The sequence below is a fragment of the Salinibacterium sp. dk2585 genome, from assembly GCF_008001035.1.
In the GTDB taxonomy this organism is placed as follows: Bacteria; Actinomycetota; Actinomycetes; order Actinomycetales; family Microbacteriaceae; genus Homoserinimonas.
This window is the reverse complement of the sequence record NZ_CP042856.1, coordinates 1947642-1965739: the sequence shown is the minus strand read 5'-3', so window position 1 is coordinate 1965739 and position 18098 is coordinate 1947642. Positions and strand designations below refer to the sequence as shown.

The 18098-nt window shown below is 69.8% G+C and carries 8 protein-coding genes; all 8 read left to right on the top strand.

Annotated elements, in window-relative coordinates; genetic code table 11:
* Positions 1 to 2 precede the first annotated feature (2 nt).
* The 8 genes from FVA74_RS09195 to FVA74_RS09160 all read left to right on the top strand — a co-directional run bounded on the left by FVA74_RS09195 (position 3) and on the right by FVA74_RS09160 (position 18064).
* Positions 3 to 1415 (top strand): serine/threonine-protein kinase, encoded by a 1413-nt coding sequence (locus tag FVA74_RS09195; protein ID WP_147721798.1) that lies wholly within the window; start codon positions 3 to 5, stop codon positions 1413 to 1415.
* Positions 1394 to 7285 (top strand): Ig-like domain-containing protein, encoded by a 5892-nt coding sequence (locus FVA74_RS09190; protein WP_147721796.1) that lies wholly within the window; start codon positions 1394 to 1396, stop codon positions 7283 to 7285. Before FVA74_RS09195 ends, FVA74_RS09190 begins: the two co-directional genes overlap by 22 nt.
* 46 nt (positions 7286 to 7331) lie before the next feature.
* The gene (locus tag FVA74_RS09185) at positions 7332 to 8303 is read left to right on the top strand and encodes a MoxR family ATPase (protein ID WP_147721794.1); all 972 of its coding nucleotides are present in this window, start codon (positions 7332 to 7334) and stop codon (positions 8301 to 8303) included.
* Positions 8300 to 9784, top strand: coding sequence for a DUF58 domain-containing protein (locus FVA74_RS09180; RefSeq protein ID WP_240792187.1), 1485 nt, complete (start codon positions 8300 to 8302; stop codon positions 9782 to 9784). Before FVA74_RS09185 ends, FVA74_RS09180 begins: the two co-directional genes overlap by 4 nt.
* Positions 9781 to 12090: a transglutaminase-like domain-containing protein gene (locus tag FVA74_RS09175; protein WP_147721792.1), complete on the top strand. Its 2310-nt coding sequence runs from the start codon at positions 9781 to 9783 to the stop codon at positions 12088 to 12090. The genes FVA74_RS09180 and FVA74_RS09175 overlap by 4 nt, the downstream gene beginning before the upstream one ends.
* On the top strand, positions 12087 to 13310 hold the full coding sequence (locus FVA74_RS09170; RefSeq protein WP_147721790.1) for an FHA domain-containing protein: 1224 nt from the start codon (positions 12087 to 12089) through the stop codon (positions 13308 to 13310). The genes FVA74_RS09175 and FVA74_RS09170 overlap by 4 nt, the downstream gene beginning before the upstream one ends.
* A gap of 91 nt (positions 13311 to 13401) precedes the next feature.
* Entirely contained in the window at positions 13402 to 16386 is a 2985-nt protein-coding gene (locus FVA74_RS09165; protein WP_147721788.1) for an FtsK/SpoIIIE domain-containing protein, read from the top strand.
* Between the two features lie 82 nt (positions 16387 to 16468).
* Complete coding sequence (locus tag FVA74_RS09160; protein ID WP_147721786.1) at positions 16469 to 18064, top strand: long-chain fatty acid--CoA ligase; 1596 nt, start codon at positions 16469 to 16471, stop codon at positions 18062 to 18064.
* Positions 18065 to 18098: the final 34 nt, after the last annotated feature.

The window sequence follows — 18098 nt, the reverse complement described above, 5'->3', positions numbered from 1 at the left end:
GAATGGCGCGACGACTGCCGTCACAGCCGCCCGTGCTGCCCGGCTTCAGCCACGTACACATCCTCGGTTCCGGCGGATTCGCGGATGTCTTCCTCTATGAGCAGAACATGCCGCGGCGCCAGGTCGCGGTCAAGGTGCTCCTGAGTGAGGTCGTCAACGACCACGTGCGGCAGATGTTCCAGGCCGAGGCCAATCTCATGGCCCAACTGAGCTCGCATCCGTCGATCCTCACGGTCTACCAGGCGAGCGTGTCCTCCGACGGCCGCCCCTACCTCGTGATGGAGATGTGCTCCTCGGCGCTCAGCGAGCGCTACCGCCGTGAGTCGATCCCGGTCGCCGAGGTGCTGCGCATCGCCGTCAAGATCGGCAGTGCGATCGAGACGGCACACCGCGCGGGCGTGCTGCACCGCGACATCAAGCCCTCCAACATCCTGCTCACCGCATACGGGCATCCCGTGCTCTCGGACTTCGGCATCGCCGCGACCCTCGCGGGGGCCGACGCCGAGGAGGCGGTCGGGATGTCGATCCCGTGGTCGGCGCCCGAGGTGCTGCTCGGCGAGAACTCGGGTTCGGTCGCGGCCGAGGTGTGGTCATACGCCGCAACGGTGTATTCGCTCCTCGCAGGGCGCTCGCCATTCGAGATCCAGGGCAAGTCGAACACGAGCGCAGACCTCATCGCGCGCATCGGTCGGGCACGGCCCCAGCCGATCGGCCGCCCCGATGTGCCGCGCGCACTTGAGCAGGCGCTTGAGCGAGCCATGTCGCGTAACCCCGAGCACCGTCCCCGCACCGTGCTGGAGCTCGTGCACCAGCTGCAGACGATCGAGTCGGAGCTCGGCCTGCCCCAGACGCCCATCGAGGTGGCGATGGACGACTGGGCACTCGGCACCGTCTCCGACTTCGAGGACCGCACACGGGTGCGGGCCCTCGGCGCCGATGCGGGAAGCTCTCCGGGACGATCCCGTCGCCGGCGCAGGGGATCCGCCGGTTCGGGATCCGACAGCGTGCCCATCGAACACGCGCAACCGAGCCGGAGTGGCTCTCTCGCGCAGCCGCCGACGAAGGGCGCGAAGGTACTGACGTGGACGCTCGTCGTCACGGCGTTCCTCGTCCTCGCCCTTGCGGGCACGGCCGTCTACATCCTCGTGCGAGCCAATTCGGCGACCCCGGTCGTGACCGACATCGAGGCTCGGGAACGATCGGGTGACGTGCTCTTCACCTGGCCGGATCCCGGCCTCAGGCCGGGCGACTCCTACCAGATCGCAACATCCGATGGCGCCAGCAGCCTGCAGACCAACCCCGCCTTCGTCGTGGCCGGCGAGCCCGGTGAGCAGGTGTGCATCACGGTCACCGTGAACCGTTCCGGTGCCGCGGGGGCGCCAAGCAACCAGAAGTGCGCGACGATACGGCCATGATCAAGGCCTGGTTCACTCGCAACGCGTCGTCGGCGATCACGGTGGCGAGCATCGTCGTGATCGCGGCGATCCTCGCGGGGGTCGCCTTCGTCTCGCAGGGCTACACGGCCCAGCGGCTCGACCTCAGCGACGGCTCGGTGTGGGTCGCGAACGGCCAGGAACAGGTCATCGGTCGCGCCAATACCGAGATCCGCCTACTCAACACGGTCGTCGAGAGCTCCGGCAACGAGATCGACGTCGTGCAGCAGGGAAGCACTGTGCTGCTCGTCGACAGGGCCAACACCCGCCTCGACATCGTCGACCCGGCCATGTCGGAGGTCGTCGACAGCGTCGCACTCCCGACCGAGGGCCCGCAGATCTTCCTCGCGGGAGACGCCGCGGTCGTCTACGCGCAGGAGACGGGCGAGGTGTGGATCACGAGCTCGGCAGAGCTGGGCTCCTTCGATGCGGCGACCGAGCCGCTCCTGAGCCTCGGCGCGAACGCGGCCGTCACGGTGGCGCCCGGCGGGTACCTGCACGCGTATTCCGCCGACACGGGGCAGCTCTACCGGGTCGATCTCACGACCGACGAGGTCGCCCTCACTTCCGGGGCCGAGACGCGGGCCATCGACTTCGAAGCCGAGGGTGAGGATGTCGCGATCACGACCGTCGGCGACCGGGTCGCGATCATCGACTACGAGTCGCGGTCTCTGTGGATGGACGGCACGGTCGTGGACCTCTCGGACGAGGTCGACGCCGGCGACGGGGTGCGCCTTCAGGAGCCCGGGCCCGAATCCGGCACCCTTCTCCTCGCCACGAGTGAGGGTCTTCTCCAGGTCGGGTTCGACGGGGCCGTCGGGGTCCTCGTCGCGGAGCGCTCTGCGACCGCGGCGGCACCGATCGTCGTCGGCGGATGCTCCTTCGCGGGGTGGGCAGACGGACTGGCCTGGCGCGACTGCGGCGGTTCGGCAGCCGTCGAGCTGCAGCTCGCTGGGGCAGACGCGGCCGCGGCGCGCCTCGAGTTCGCAGTGAATGGTGACCGTGTCGTGCTCAACGAACCGCATTCCGGGCGCACCTGGGCGGTGCAGGCGGGCGGCGAGCTGATCGACAACTGGAGCGAGTTGATCGAGGTCGAGGAGAACCAGGAGCAGGTCGAGCAGAACGACCTCGATTCCCCGCCCGAGTTCGAGAAGACCCAGGTTCCGCCCGTTGCAAGCGATGACCTCTTCGGGGCGAGGCCCGGTCGCCCGACCGTGCTGCCCGTGCTCCTGAACGACTATGACGCCAATGGTGACGTGCTGGTCGTGTCGGAGGTCGGTGCGATCGATGAGTCCGTGGGCCAACTCGACATCGTGCGCGACGGCCAGCAGGTGCAGCTGACCCTGAACCCGACCGCGCAGGGCTCACTGTCTTTCCCTTACACGATCACCGACGGCAGGGGCGGTTCCGCCTCGGCGACCGTGACGGTCGAGGTCCGTGCCCCGGGCGAGAACGGGCCACCCGAGCAGGTGCGACAGTCTCGCAGCAGCGTCGCGCAGGGCGGAAGGGTGACCGCCAACATCCTCGGCGACTGGGTCGACCCCGATGGCGATGTCATCTACCTCGCGGGTGCCTCGACCGCCGACCCCGACAGCGTCAGCTACAAGCCGGAGGGCGCGGTCGTCTTCCAGGAGGGCGGCGCGGCGGCGACGCTTCGCACGGTCGCGGTCTCGGTGACGGATGGCACGGCGCGGGGCGCAGGGTCACTCTCCGTCACTGTCAACCCCGCAGGCGAGGTCCCGATCATCGCCGACCCCTTCGCCGTGCGCAGCTACGCGGGTGGTGAGGTGCGGGTCCGCCCGCTTGAGCACGTTCGCGGTGGGACGGGCACGGTGCGCCTGAGCGCGGTTCCTTCCCGCACGGGAGCGACCATCACGCCCAACCTCGAGAGCGGCACCTTCCGCTTCACGAGTGACCAGGTGCGCACCTTCTATGTCGAGTACGTCGTCACGGACGGCAGCCAGACGGTCACGGGACTCGTGCGCATCGATGTCGAGGCGCCGCCCGACGCCAACTCAACCCCCATCACCGTGCCAAAAACGGTCTTCGTCAAGACGCTCAGTGAGCAGACGATCGATGTCGCCTCGATCGACATCGACCCCGCCGGGGGAGTGCTCATGGTCACCTCGGTGTCGACCGAGCAGGCGCCCGGCGTGCGCGCCCAGGTGCTCGAGCAACGTTCCGTGAGGATCAGCCTCGAGGCACCCCTCGACTCGGGGCCCGTCACGGTCGACTACCGCATCACCAACGGCCTCGCGGAGGCGGCAGGCACCATCACGGTCATTGAGATCCCCCCTGCGCAGTTGCAGGCGCCCGTCGCGACGGATGACAGCGTGACCGTGCGGGTTGGCGACACGATCGACATCCCCGTGCTCGCCAATGACATCCACCCGGATGGCGAACCACTCACCCTCAGTCCGGAACTCGTCGAGCGGGCATCCGGGTCCGGCCTCCTCTTCGCCTCCGGTGACCGGCTGCGCTATCTCGCGCCGGAGCAGACGGGTGACTTCACGGCCGTCTACGCCGTCATGGGTCCCGACGGGCAGACCTCGCAGGCGCAGGTGCGAATCGCCGTGCGGGAGGTCGTCGAGGCGACGAATGGCGCACCGACGCCGAGCACGCTCACCGCGAGGGTGACGGCCGGCGGCACCGTGAGCATCCGCGTGCCCCTCACAGGCATCGACCCGGATGGCGACTCCGTGCAGCTCCTCGGCCTCGACTCCGCCCCCGAGAAGGGCGCGGTGACGGATGTCGGCACCGACACGATCGAGTACGAGGCTGGCGGCTACTCGGCCGGCACCGACACCTTCACCTACACGGTCATGGACAGTCTCGGCGCACGCTCAACCGGCAAGGTGCGAGTGGGCATCAGCCCGCCCCTCCAGGAGGCACGCAATCCGGTCGCGACAGCCGACGAGGTCGTCACGAGGCCCGGTGGCTCGGTCTCGGTGCAGGTGCTCGCGAATGACATCGACCCGGATGGCGGCACCCTCACGATCACCTCCGTGGTGCCGAACACCCCGGAGATCAGCGCAGAGATCGACGGCGAGATCGTCGTGATCGATGTGCCGGAGGAGCAGGGACAGTACGGGCTGGTCTACGAGGTCGAGAACGGCTTTGGCGGCACGAGCTCGGCGTTCATCACGGTCATGGTCGACCCGGAGGCCCCCCTCGCATACCCCATCGCGAACGACACGGTGCTGACGCTCTCGGACATCCTCGAGCGGGAGACGATCACGGTGGATGTGCTCCAGAACGTCTTCTTCGCCGACGGCCCGACCAACACCCTGGCCGTGCGCCTGCTCGAGCGCTTCAGTGAGAACGCGGTCGTGACCGACGACGGTGACGTGACGGTCACGATCACGGAGCGGCGGCAGATCATCCCCTTCTCGGTCGTGCATCCCGACGATCCCGAGGTCATCTCCTACGCCTTCATTCGGGTGCCGGGGCTCGACGACGCCCTCCCGCAGCTCGACCGCCGGGCGAAGCCCCTCACTGTTGCGAGTGAGTCGCGCCTGGTGATCGACATCAACGACCACGTCATCGCGGTCGGCGGCAAGAGCGTGCGCCTCACCGACCGCACGACCGTGCGGGCAAGCAACTCGAACGGCGATCCCCTCGTCGTCGACGACGACACCCTCGTGTTCACCTCGGCCGACAAGTACTTCGGTCCCGCCTCGATCTCCTTCGAGGTCACCGACGGGGCGACCGCGAACGCCGCGGGGGCGCGCACCGCGACCCTCGTGCTGCCGATCCGGGTGACCCCGCGCGAGAACCAGCCGCCCGTGTTCGCGGGCGGCACGATCGAGTTCGAGCCGGCCGAGGAGAGGTCGCTCGACCTCCTGCGGCTCACGAACTACCCGCACCCCGACGACATCGACGAGCTCGCCTACCGCGTGCTGGAGCCGCTCCCGCGAGACTTCAGCTACACGCTCACGGGCAGCACGCTCACGCTGCGTGCGGACCCAGCCGCGGCGAAGGGCAGCCAGACGGCGATCACGCTCGGCGTGCGCGATGAGTTGAGCGAGGGCCAGGCGGGCACGATCACCCTGCGCGTCGTGGCCTCGACCCGGCCACTCGCCAGGCCGGCACCGGACAGGGCCGTGACACCGCGTGGTGAGACGACGACGATTGACGTGCTCGCGAACGATGCCGCGGCGAACCCCTTCCCGGGCCAACCCCTCTCGGTCGTCGCGATCCGGGGCCTCGACGGCGGAACGCTCCCCGAGGGCGTCTCGGTCGTGCCGAGCGCCGACCGCAGCCGCCTCACGGTATCGGTGTCGGAGTCTGCGGCCCCGACAGACACGCAACTGCAGTACCAGGTCGCGGACGCCACGGGTGACCCGAGCCGGTACATGTGGGGCACGGTCACGATCTCGGTGCAGGACGTGCCCGATACGCCGGTGGCTCCCAGTCGCGCGGGCGGTCACACCAACGGCGTGTTGACGCTGCGCATCACGCCGCCCGCCTTCAACAACTCGCCCATCACGTCATTCGAGGTCGTGAGCGACAGCAACGGCGGCTATCGCAAGAACTGCGGCCTGGAGCAGCTGTGCTCCCTGAGCGATCTGCGGGTCGGCGCCTCCTACGAGTTCCGGGTCATCGCGACGAACTCCCTCGGTGCCTCCGAGGCGAGTCCCGCGAGCGTGCCACTGCGGGTCGACTACCTGCCAGCGGCACCGACGGATGTCACGGCCCGCGCGAGCGGCGGCGCCGAGGGTGAACTCGCGATCTCCTGGTCCCGGGTGCCCGACCCGTCGCCCGGGACTCCCGTCTCCGGCTACACGGTGCGCATCTCGGGGCCGGGCGTCGGCCAGACCGACATCGCGACGACATCCACGAGCCTCACGACGACGGTTGGCGGGCTCGTGCAGGCGGGGCAGGCCTACCAGGTCATCGTCTTTGCTCGGAACGGCGCCCAGGCGACGACGGAGGAGTGGAACCACTCCTCACCCGTCGCCGTCACCGCCGTCGGCGCACCACCCGCCGTGCCCGTCTCGGCGCGGCTCACCGGCACCGAGGGACACATCGCCGTGACCTGGAGCGGCGCCGGCTGGAACGGTGCTCGCGCCGGCAGCTATCACGTCGCGCGCTTCAGCGGCGGCAGTGCGCCGCCCGCGACGTGCACACCGGGCGCCTACCCGGGACGCATCGCGGCGGACGTCGCGAGCGGATGGGTCGACACGAGCGCGATCGATGGCGTCGAGTACACCTACGTCGTCTACTCCGACAACCGGCTCTTCTGCACCGTGAGTGTCTCGGGTGCGGTCGAAAGCAAGCGAGAGCCGGGACAGGCCGCCGTCGACCTCGTGATCGAGCACTCGACGGGCGGGTACTACGACGTGCGCGTGCGCACCCTGTCGGCGCTTCGTCCTGCGGCCCGCTACGAGGTCATGATCGGCGGCAACGGGGCCTGGCGCCCGGTTGCCCGCGGCGACTTCGTGACCTCGCCCGCCCTCTCCACCGTCTACGGGCAGCCTGTCACCGTGCAGGTGAGGGCCTGCAGGGATGGCAGCGCAGACCTGTGTGGCGCGGCATCCGCACCGCAGCAGCTGACGCCCGTTGCAACGCGAGCGAGCGTGCTCAGCTGCATCGCGGGCGAGGCCTTCACACCTAACCCGCCGGCCAACGTGGCGGGCTTCGGCGCGCCGAGCTACCGTGTGCAGTTCCGCACACCGGCAGGCATCTGGCTGGGAGCATGGCAGACCTGGACACCCGAGATGGTCGTGCCCGAGAACTCGACGGCACTGCGCATCAGGGCAACGGTCGGCGGCTACCAGGACCCAGAATATGGGGAGACCCAGTGCGAGGTGCCGCCCCCGGCGACCGAGCCGGGAGACAGCCAAGAATGACATCGAGTACGGCGCGAGTGACCACGGCACGACGAGAGGCAACAGCATGACAATGACACCCGAGCAGGCCGCCTGGTTCTCCGACATCTTCAATCGGCTCGTCTCCAACGTCGAGCAGGTGCTGCTCGGCAAGACCTTCGTGATCAAGCTCTCCTTCACCTCGCTCCTCAGCGAGGGCCACCTCCTGCTCGAGGACTTCCCCGGCACGGGCAAGACCTCCCTGGCCCGCGCGATCGCGCAGAGTGTGCAGGGCAGCAGCAACCGGGTGCAGTTCACGCCCGACCTCCTCCCCGGTGACATCACGGGCGTGAGCATCTACGACCAGCGCTCAGGCGACTTCGAGTTCCACCGGGGGCCCATCTTCGCCAACATCGTGCTGGCCGACGAGATCAACCGGGCGAGCCCGAAGACCCAGGCGGCACTCCTCGAGGTCATGGAGGAGGGACGCGTCACCGTCGACGGCGTCACGCATCCGGTCGGCGCGCCCTTCATGGTCATCGCGACGCAGAACCCCGTCGAGCAGGCGGGCACCTACCGACTGCCGGAAGCGCAGCTTGACCGCTTCCTCATGAAGACCTCGATCGGCTACCCAGACCACGCCTCGACGCTTCGCATCCTCGAGGGGGCCGGCGTCAAGGCGCACGACACGGTCGTGCCTGCCATAGTTCCCGCCGCGACGATCGTCGAGATGGCGGCGCTCGCCCGCACGGTGCACGTCGACCCGTCCGTCAACGACTACGTCTCGCGCCTCGTCGACGCCACCCGCTCGGCCGACGAGGTGCGGCTCGGCGCGAGCGTGCGCGGCGCCCTCGCGCTCATCCGTGCCGCGAAGACGCTCGCGGCCGCCGCAGCGAGGCACTACGTGATCCCCGATGACATCAAGGCACTCGCCGAGCCCGTGCTCGCGCACCGACTCGTGCTCGACCCCGAAGCCGAGTTCGACGGGGTCACCCCCTCGAGTGTCATGAGCCAGATCCTCATGGAGACCTCGCCACCCAGCGACAGGCAGGCCGTGTGACGCCCGGACGCCGAGCGAGCGACGAGTCCCGGCCCGCGACGCGTCCCGGCGCGCTCAAGCCGGGGGCGTCGCGCACCGCGCTGACGCGGAGTGCCGCGCGCGCAAGGACGCGCACGAGTGTCACGAGCGCGACACGACGCCCCGAGGGGCTCGGCACGACCGCCAACACGGTGACCAATACCCGCTCGCGACTCGTGGGCAACCGCGACGGCATCCTCGCCGACCTCATTGTCGTGGTCGTGCGTGCCCTCAGGAGCGTGAGCGGATGGATCGGCGCAATCGCCGCCCGCGTGGGCGCCGTCGTGACGCCGCTCGGGTGGAGCCTCGCGATCGTGACGGTTGCAGCCTTCGTCTTCGGCCACGTGCTCCGATGGCCCGAACTGCTCGCGGTCGCCTACAGCGCGCTCGTGCTCGTGCTGATCGCCGTCATCTACCTCGTCGGCCGCAACGCCTTCACGATCGAGCTCTCGATTCCGCACAGCCGCGTCGTGGTCGGCGACCCCGCCTCCGCGCGCCTCACGATCGACAACCCCAGTCGCCGCCGAGCGTTCGGTGTCAAGGCGGAGGTGCCGATTGGCCCCGGGCTCGCCGAGTTCGCCCTCCCCGGCCTGTCGTCGGGCGAGCGCTTCGAGCACAAGTTCGCGATCCCAACCGCCCGCCGGGGAAGGCTTCCCGTGGGCCCCGTGCGCACCGTGCGCGCAGACCCCATCGGGCTCGTGCGCCGCGAGATCTCGTGGACCGATGTGCATGAGCTCTATGTGCATCCGCGCACCACCGCGATCCCGAGCACGAGCACGGGCATGATCCGCGACCTCGAGGGCAACCCCACTCGGGACGTTACGAACAGCGACGTATCGTTCCACGCACTTCGCGAATACGCGCCGGGGGATGAGCGGCGCTACATCCACTGGAAGAGCACGGCCAAGACCGGAACGCACATGGTGCGGCAGTTCGAGGAGACTCGCCGAAGTCACCTCGTCATCGCCCTCAGCCTCGCCGAGCGCGACTACGCCAACGATGAGGAGTTCGAGATGGCCGTGAGTGTCGCGGGTTCGCTCGGCATCCGTGCCATCCGCGACGTGCGCAACATCTCGGTCGTCGTTGGGGCCACGACCCCTGAGTTCGCCAAACAGAAGGTCTTCGCGGTGCGCTCGCTCAGTACCCTCAACCCGGGGCGCCTGCTCGATGACCTCGCCCTCGTCGAGCGGGACGCGGCATCCCTCGGCCTTGTCGACATCGCGCGCGTCGCCGCCGACCAGGTCGCGGGCGTGTCTGTCGCATTCCTGATCTGCGGTTCTGTGCCCACGCCGGGTGAGCTTCGCACTGCGTCGACACGGTTCCCGCCGGGGGTCGAGGTCGTGGCGATCGTCTGCGACCCCGAGACCGTCCCCGGGCTTCGGCGGGTGCCGGGACTCAGTGTGCTGACGATCGGATACCTGGAAGACCTCAAACGCAGCCTTGCGAGGTCGGCGGCAGCATGATGAAGCGCGGCCAGAACTCGACAGCATTCGTCGCGACGTCGACGACCTTCGCCATCCTTGCGACGGTCATCGCCGCGGCGGCATTCTGGCCGATCTACCAGCACCAGCAGTTCCTCATCATGGCGGCGGTCACGATCCTCGCCGCGACTGTCATCGCGCTCCTCGGGGCGCGATTCCGGTGGCCCGGCCCCGTGCTCGTGGTGGCGACAGTGCTCGCATATCTCCTACTGGGAGTGCCCGTCGCGATTCCCTCGAGCGCGCTCTTCGGCGTCCTTCCGACGGGGGAGGGGCTGCTCGAACTCGTGAGGGCCGCGGCCCTGGGCTGGAGGCAGATCCTCACGATCGCACTGCCGGTCGGGGCATACCAGTCGCTCCTCGTGCCGGCCTTCCTGATCCTCCTCGTCACGGTCGTCATCGCGGTGACGGTCGCCGTCAGGTTCGAGTGGGGAGAGTTCGCCGCGCTCGCGCCGACCCTCGTGCTCGTGCTCGGCCTCGCCTTCGGCCCACGAACTGCCCCCGCAGCGGTCGCCTTGACACTCCTCTACCTCGTCGTCGTGCTCGGCTGGCTGAGTTGGCGGCGATGGTACCGACGCCGCGAGGGCATCCGCGCGCTCGCCTCCTCAACGACGCGGGGAAGCGGCTCACTCGAGACCCTCGCAGCACTGCGCACCGCGGCATCCGCCATCGTCATCTCCGCCCTCGCCGTCACCATCGGCGGCACCTCGGCCGCCGTCTCGTCTCCCGAGGGGGAGCGCGCGGTGTTCCGCGACATCGTCGAGCGTCCCTTCGACCCGCGGGCACACGCGAGCCCGCTCAGCGCGCTCCGCAAGTACCACCAGCCGGCGCTCGCCGACTCGGCCATGTTCTCCGTCACGAACCTGCCGGAGGGCGCGCGCATCCGCCTCGCGACCCTCGACACCTACGACGGTGTCGTCTTCAGCGTCGGAAGCGATGCCGTGACGAGCGAGTCCGGCTCCTTCACGCGGCTCCCCACGGCGATCCCGCGAGACGCCTCGACGGGTGAGGCGGCGAGCGTGGATGTGCAAGTCAGCGGGTATCGGGGCATCTGGGTTCCCACCGTCGGCCTGCTCACCTCGATCGAGTTCGGCGGAAGCAACGCGGCCGGACTGCGCGACTCCTTCTTCTTCAATGAGACGGGACGCTCGGGGGTTGTGCTCGAGGGGCTGGATACCGGTGACCGCTACCAGCTTGCTGTCCGGCTGCCGGGCGAGCCCGATGACCTCAGCCGCCTCACGCCGGGCACGGCAGCCGTGCCCGAGGCGGCCGTCGTACCGGAAGAGCTGACGGTCGTGCTCGACAACTGGGTACGCGATGCCGAGTCGGCCGGCGCGCGACTCGACGCCATGCTCGACGCCCTCGCGGCGGAGGGCTATGTGAGCCACGGTGTCGCCGACGATGAACCGTTCAGCAGGTCCGGTCACGGCGTCGACCGCATCCAGGAACTCCTCGCCGAGCCGCGCATGATCGGCGACGAGGAGCAGTACTCCGTCGCGGCCGCGCTCATGGCCCGCGCCATCGGCTTCCCGTCGCGGGTCGTCTTCGGCTTCGCCCCCGAGGGGAGCGGCGAGGACGCGACCATCGTGCGGGGCTCGGATGTCTCGGCCTGGATCGAGGTCGACACCGCCCAGTACGGCTGGGTCGCGATTGATCCGACGCCGCCCGTGCGGGAGATCCCGGACGAGGAGCCAGAGGAGCCGGCCGTCGTCGCGCGGCCGCAGAGTCCCGTGCCACCGCCCGCCGTCGAACCAGACCCGCGCCGCGACCAGGTGCCCCTCGAGGCCAACCCCGACGACGACCCCGCCGAGGACCCCCTCATGGCCGTCCTCCTCGCCGCGCTCAAGGTGCTCGCGTGGGTCGCTGGCATCCTGCTCATCCTGCTCTCCCCATTCCTCGCCGTCCTCATGGCGAAGGCACGCCGCCGGTACCTGCGCCACCGGGCCGCATCCGCCGCGGCGCGCGTCAGCGGCGGCTGGCGCGAGTTCGAGGACATCGTCGTCGACTACGGCTATGCCGTGCCGAAGGCCGCGACCCGCAGCGAGGTGGCCGAGGTCGTCGGCGGAGTGCAGCCGCTGGTGCTGGCATCCGTCGCCGACCGTGCCGTGTTCGCGCCCGAGCGAGTGGACGACGACGAAGCGAGGCAGGTGTGGCTCGCGGTCCGCGACCTCGAGGAGGGGATCGCCTCGTCCCGCACCCGCTGGGAGCGGCTCAAGGCGACCATCTCGCTCCGATCGCTCGCTGGCTATAGTCTCAAGGAGTTGTTTTCCCGAGAGAGACGCCCCACATGACGTGCAATCACTGCGGCACCGCGCTGCCGCGCGGGGCGATCTTCTGTGGCGAGTGTGGCCGCCGTGTCAGCGCCCCCGCTGACACGATCACGCCGCCGCCGGTGGCCGAAAGATCGGCTCAGGCTCCCGCCGTGCAGTCGGTGACGCCCACAGGAGAAGACGGCCTCGTGCCGCCGCCGCCCACGCCCCAGCGTGACGCCGCATCCGAGAGTCAGGGGTGGTCCCTCACCGCCGAGGCGGATGCGGCCGTCGATGCCGCATCGGCGGCCGCGGATGCTGCGACCCAGGCGGCACCCGACGAGGTGACGGGCGATGCCCGACCCGAGCCGAAGGCCCCCGCTTCCACGCCCGTCGTAAGGAACCCGCTCACCTGCCAGCAGTGCGGCAGCCAGATGGGCCCCGGCGACATCTTCTGTGGGGAATGCGGCTCTGTCTCGAAGTCCGTGACCGCCGCCTTCACGGGGGTCATCGACACGCGTCGCGCCGAGCAGGCGCCAGCTGCCCCGAGCGCGCCGCCCAGCACCTCACCCCAACTCGTGGCTCCCGGCGCAGCAGCCGCTGCGATTCCTCTCCCGACCATGCCGGTCTTCGTGCAGTCGCCGCCCGGTGCGCCGCCAAAGCAGGTGGAGGATGCCGTGCCGTCGCCGCCCGTGGAGGAGAGCTCGGCTCCCGCGAGTGCTGCGGATGCGGAACGCTCCTCTGCCCGGCCGCCCGAGGACGCGAGCCCGGTGGCTCCAACCGTCCCGTCGCCTGGTGAGGAACCGGCCCCGATCGTCTCGAGCCCTCCTGTCGCTCCTCCCCAGGTGAGCCCCGTGGCATCCCGGCGACCGGCAGTCCCGTCCGACACGGACGATGAAGACGTCGAGGCGACCCGCATCGTGCACCGCCGAGGCGGGGAGCGATTCGTGCTGCAGTTCAGCACGGGCGAGAGCGTGACCGTCTATGGCACCGGCCTCGTGGGCCGCAATCCGCGCCCCGAGCCGGGGGAGTTCTTCGACCAGCTCGTCCGCGTGCTCGATACGGGGCGCTCGGTGTCGAAGACGCACCTCGAGTTCGGCCAGGAGGCGGGGGTCTTCTGGATCAAGGACCGCTTCTCCGGCAACGGCACCGTGCTCAAGGAACCGGATGCCGACCCGCGGCGCTGCGAGGCAGACAAGCGCTACCGGGTCGTGCGCGGCAGCCGCGTCGAGATCGGCGAGCAGTTTTTCGTCGTGAGCTGATTCGCTCCTCCACTACGCGCATCCGCGGCTCCGCTCCACGAGCTGCCCCGAGCGGGTCCTCGAGCGCCGACGCGACTGCTGTGCTCGTGGGGTGATCGAACCCCGAGATATTGCCCTGCCGCGCCCGCCGCAGCCTCCCGAGCCCTACACCTTCCCGGTGCTCGCGACACTTGCTCCTGTCGTCGCCTCGCTCGCGCTCTGGTTCTTCACACGCTCGCCCTTCGCTCTCATGTTCGCCGTGCTGGGGCCCCTCGTGGCGCTCGGCAGCCTCGTCGATGCGCGGGTGCAGGGCCGGCGGCGACTTCGCCGGGAGTTGCGTCGATTCGAAGCGGATGTCGCGGCGACGAGCCAGCGCATCCTGGTCGAGCACGACAGGCTCCGCGATGGCCTGCGGCGAAGCCTGCGTGCCGCGAGTTCGCTGCTTCCTGCCGCGCTGCATGACGCCGAGCGCTGGCGTCTGGCCACGGGGGACGTGCCCGTCGTCCTTGGTTTCGGGGAACGGGCGAGCGGCATCCGCGTGACGGGTGAGTCCCCGGGCTTGACTGCGGGGCCGCAGCACGCGCGAGTCGAGCGAGGGAGGCTGCGCCGGCGGCGTGACAGGGCACGCGACCCGAACGATGAGGGCAAACTAGCGCTCGCATCGCTCCGCGAGGAGGCCGCGCGGCTGCAGGGTGCGCCGGTCTCGGTTGATGCGCGGCTTGGCATCGGCATCTGTGGCTCTCGTGTGCCGGCCCTCGCGGTTGCGCGCGCGGTCGCCGTGCAGTTGGCCGATTCGCTGCCGCCGTCGCACTTCGAGCTCCGTGGTGGTTTCGAGGCGTGGCACCGTGCCCTCCCGCATTTCGTCGCGAGCGATGACCACGACGGGCTGCGGCTCGATTTCCTCGGCTCCTCGGAGCGGCCCGGCGACGCGCCCATCCGCGTTCCCGTCGTCGTCGCCGACTCGATCGAGCAGCTTCCGCGCGAATGCCGCGTCGGCGTCGAGGTCTCGGGCGGCGAGCTCCGGATGCTGCGGCATCCGCAGCTCGGAGTCTCGAACGCCGACGGGGTGCCCCTCGTGCCGCGCAGCCTAAGGGCCGACTTCGTCTCGGCGGTCGATGCCGCGCGCTTCGCCGCGACGCTCATGGCGGCCGCCGTGGAGGAGGGCCTCTCGGTCGGCGGAGGAGCGGTGCCGGATTCCGTCGAACTCGCTGCGCTGTGGGAAGCGGCAACAGCAACGGCGACGTCGACTCCCGGCACCGGGCGAGGGTCGCTCGCGGCGACGTTCCTCATGGGCGCGACGGGCGGTGTCACGATCGACCTGGTCGCGGATGGCCCGCATGCGGTCGTGGGTGGCACGACAGGCAGCGGCAAGAGCGAGTTGCTCATCGGGTGGATCCTGTCGATGGCGCGCCATCGTTCGCCGGAGGAGGTCACCTTCCTGCTCGTCGATTTCAAGGGCGGCTCCAGCTTCGTGGACGTCGACGCGCTGCCACACAGCGTGGGCCTGCTCACGGACCTCGACCACGCGGCCGCCGAACGTGCCCTCCAGAGCCTGAGGGCCGAGGTGAGGCACCGCGAACACGTGCTGGCGCGCACGGGCGCCCGGTCGATCGACGAGCTCGCCCCCGGGGTCGGGCTGCCGCGCCTTGTCGTCGTTGTCGACGAGTTCGCCGCCATGGTCGCCGACTTTCCCGAACTCCAGCCAGTGTTCGCGGACATCGCCGCGCGTGGGCGCTCCCTCGGGGTGCACCTGATCCTGTGCACGCAGCGGCCGGGCGGCGTCGTACGCGATGCGATCATGGCCAACTGCGCCCTGCGGTTGTCGCTCCGGGTCAACAACAGCCAGGACAGCGTGGCCGTGATCGGCACGGATGCCGCCGCGTCGCTGCCGCGTCATCCGGTTGGCCGATGCCTTGTGAGCGTTGCGGGCGGTGACCCGGTGCTCACGCAGGTGGCGCTCGCGTCGCAGGACCTCGTGCGCAGCCTCAGTGAGCAGTGGGTGGGAGCGGCGCGGCCACGCAGGCCGTGGCTGCCTCCGCTCCCCGCGCGCATCCTGTGGGCCGATGTGGCGATGAGGCAGGGAGCCACCACTTCGACAGGTCTGGCCATCCCGTTCGGGCTCGCAGACCTGCCGGAGGAGCAACGCCAGCCCATCGCGGAGTGGCGTCCCGCTGAGCATGGCAACCTGCTCGTGCTCGGAGGGCGAGGCTCGGGAAAGTCGGCGGCGCTCGCCGCCCTGGCCGCGGGCGCGAGGGAGTCCGGACTCCGGGTCGTGCGCATCGGGTCCGACGTCGAAGCCGCGTGGGACCAACTCAGCGCGCTCCGGGATGGGGCAGCGGACCACCGCGGCGAGGGGGACCGGGTCCTCGTGATCGACGACCTCGACGGGCTCGTGGCCCGCTTTCCAGACAGCCATGCGGCCGCCTTCCTCGAGCTTGTGGCCATGGCGCTGCGCGACGGCTCAGCGACGGGGACGCACTGTGCCGTCGCGGCGCAGCGGCTGACTTCCGCGATCCAGTCCCTCGCGCCGCTCTTCGACTCCCGGTTGCTCCTGCGACTCCCGTCGCGGCAGGAGCACGTCATGGCGGGCGGCGACGGTGCCGATCACGACGGCTCGGCACCGGCGGGGCGTGGACGCTGGCGTGGTGCGCAGGTGCAGCTTGCCCTCGCGCCCAGTGCGCAGGCCACGCGGCCGTCTCGCACGCGCGCGCCATGCGAGCTCGGGGAGGTCGGTGGGGTAGCCGCGGTGATCACGACGCGACGGTCGGCAATCGCGAGACTGGCGCGAGCGGCCGGGCGTGCCCTGTGCTCCCCCCAGGAGGCGGCAGCCCTCTGGGCGCAGGGCAAGCATCCGCTTGCCCTCGGGGATCCTGCGGAATGGCAGGCGGCATGGTCAGCGTTCCCGAGCGCTCGTGTGAAAGGCACCGTGCTGTTCGACCGATGCACGGTTTCCGAGTTCCGCCTCGTCTCCGGCCAGGCCCTCCTTCCCCCGCCGCTGTCGGCTCGTCCCGGAGGCGCCTGGGCCCTTGACTCCGACGGCACGACCGGGAGGGTCCAGCTGCGGGAGCCGCCTTTAGTTGACAAAGTCAATGATTGAAAATACCGTGTGAATTCCGACCATGGCGGTCGGGGCGTGAGCGCGCGGGGCGGAATACGCCATGCCCGAAGGGTGGGATTCAATGCTGAATCAGGGGATCGGCTCGTGGTTGCTGCGGCGCCGGGACAAGTCCGGTGACAAGCCGGCGATCATCTTCGCCGGTCACACCACGACCTACCTCGAGTTGAACGCACGGGTCGAGCGGCTCACGATTGCGCTCCGCGAGCGCGGGGTCAATCGTGGCGACCGCGTGGCCTACTTCGGGGAGAACCACCTTGCTTTCCTCGAGACCCTCTTCGCGACGACCCTCCTCGGCGGCGTCTTCGTTCCGCTCAACGCGCGTCTCGCTGCCCCTGAACTGTGCTTCGGCCTGAATGACTCGGGCAGCACGATCCTCGTGCACCCCCAGACTCTCGAGGCGGTCGCGGCCGTGGGCGTCGCGTCCTCGCCCGTGACGCATCGCATCACGGTGGACGACAACGGCCTCGGCACCCCGATCACCGCCTCACTGCCGACGATCGATGAGGCCGCGGGCGACGCGACGGGGGAGCCCGAGCGAGTGGTCGTCGAGGAGTTCGAGTCGGTCATCGAGGCCGCAACGCCCGAGCACATCGACGTTCCCGTCTCGCTCGACGATCCCGCGATGATCCTCTACACCTCCGGCACGACGGGCAACCCGAAGGGCGCGCTCCTCACGCACGGCAACCTCACGTGGAACGCCCTCAACGTGCTCGTCGACTACGACTACCGCAGTGACGAAGTCGCGCTCATGATCTCCCCGCTGTTCCATGTCGCCTCGCTCGGCATGGGCCTCCTGCCGACCCTCCTGAAGGGCGGCACCCTCGTCCTTGAGCCGCGGTTCGACCCGGCCCGGGTGCTCGCGGCGATCGAGAACTACCGCGTCACAAGCATGAGCGGCGTGCCCACGACCTACCAGCTCCTGTGCGAGCACCCCGCCTGGGACTCGACCGATCTCTCCTCCCTGCGACAGCTCACCTGCGGCGGCTCGGCGGTATCCCTCCGGGTGATCGACGCCTACGAGGAGCGCGGCCTCGCCTTCTCGGGCGGCTACGGCATGACCGAGACTGCTCCCGGGGTCACGAGCATCCCTGCGACGCGCAGCCGTGAGAAGGCGGGCAGCGCGGGCCTTCCCCACTTCTTCACCGACATCCGCATCGTCGACGAGAACGGCGCCGAGGTCGCGGGGGAGGAGCCGGGCGAGATCCAGGTCTCTGGCCCCAACGTCATCCGCGAGTACTGGAACAGGCCGGATGCCACGGCCGAGGCCTATGCCGAGGGCACCTGGTTCCGCACGGGCGACATCGGCTACCGCGACGGTGACGGCTTCCTCACGATCTCCGACCGACTCAAGGACATGATCATCTCCGGCGGCGAGAACATCTATCCCGCGCAGGTGGAGCAGGCGATCCGCGAGCTGGATGCTGTCGCCGATGTTGCGGTCATCGGCGTGCCGGATGACAAATGGGGCGAGGTGCCGTGGGCGGTCGTGAGCCTGCGGCCGAGCCGCGAGCTCGGCGAGGAGGCCGTGCGCGCCTACCTTCAGGGGCGGGTTGCGCGCTACAAGGTGCCGAAGAGCGTGGTCTTCGTCGACGAGTTTCCCCGCACTGCGAGCGGCAAGATTCGCAAGGCCGACCTGCGGCAGCGTTACGGAAAGTAGCGCCTCGCTTCCGCCTCGTCGTCGGCGTCGTAGG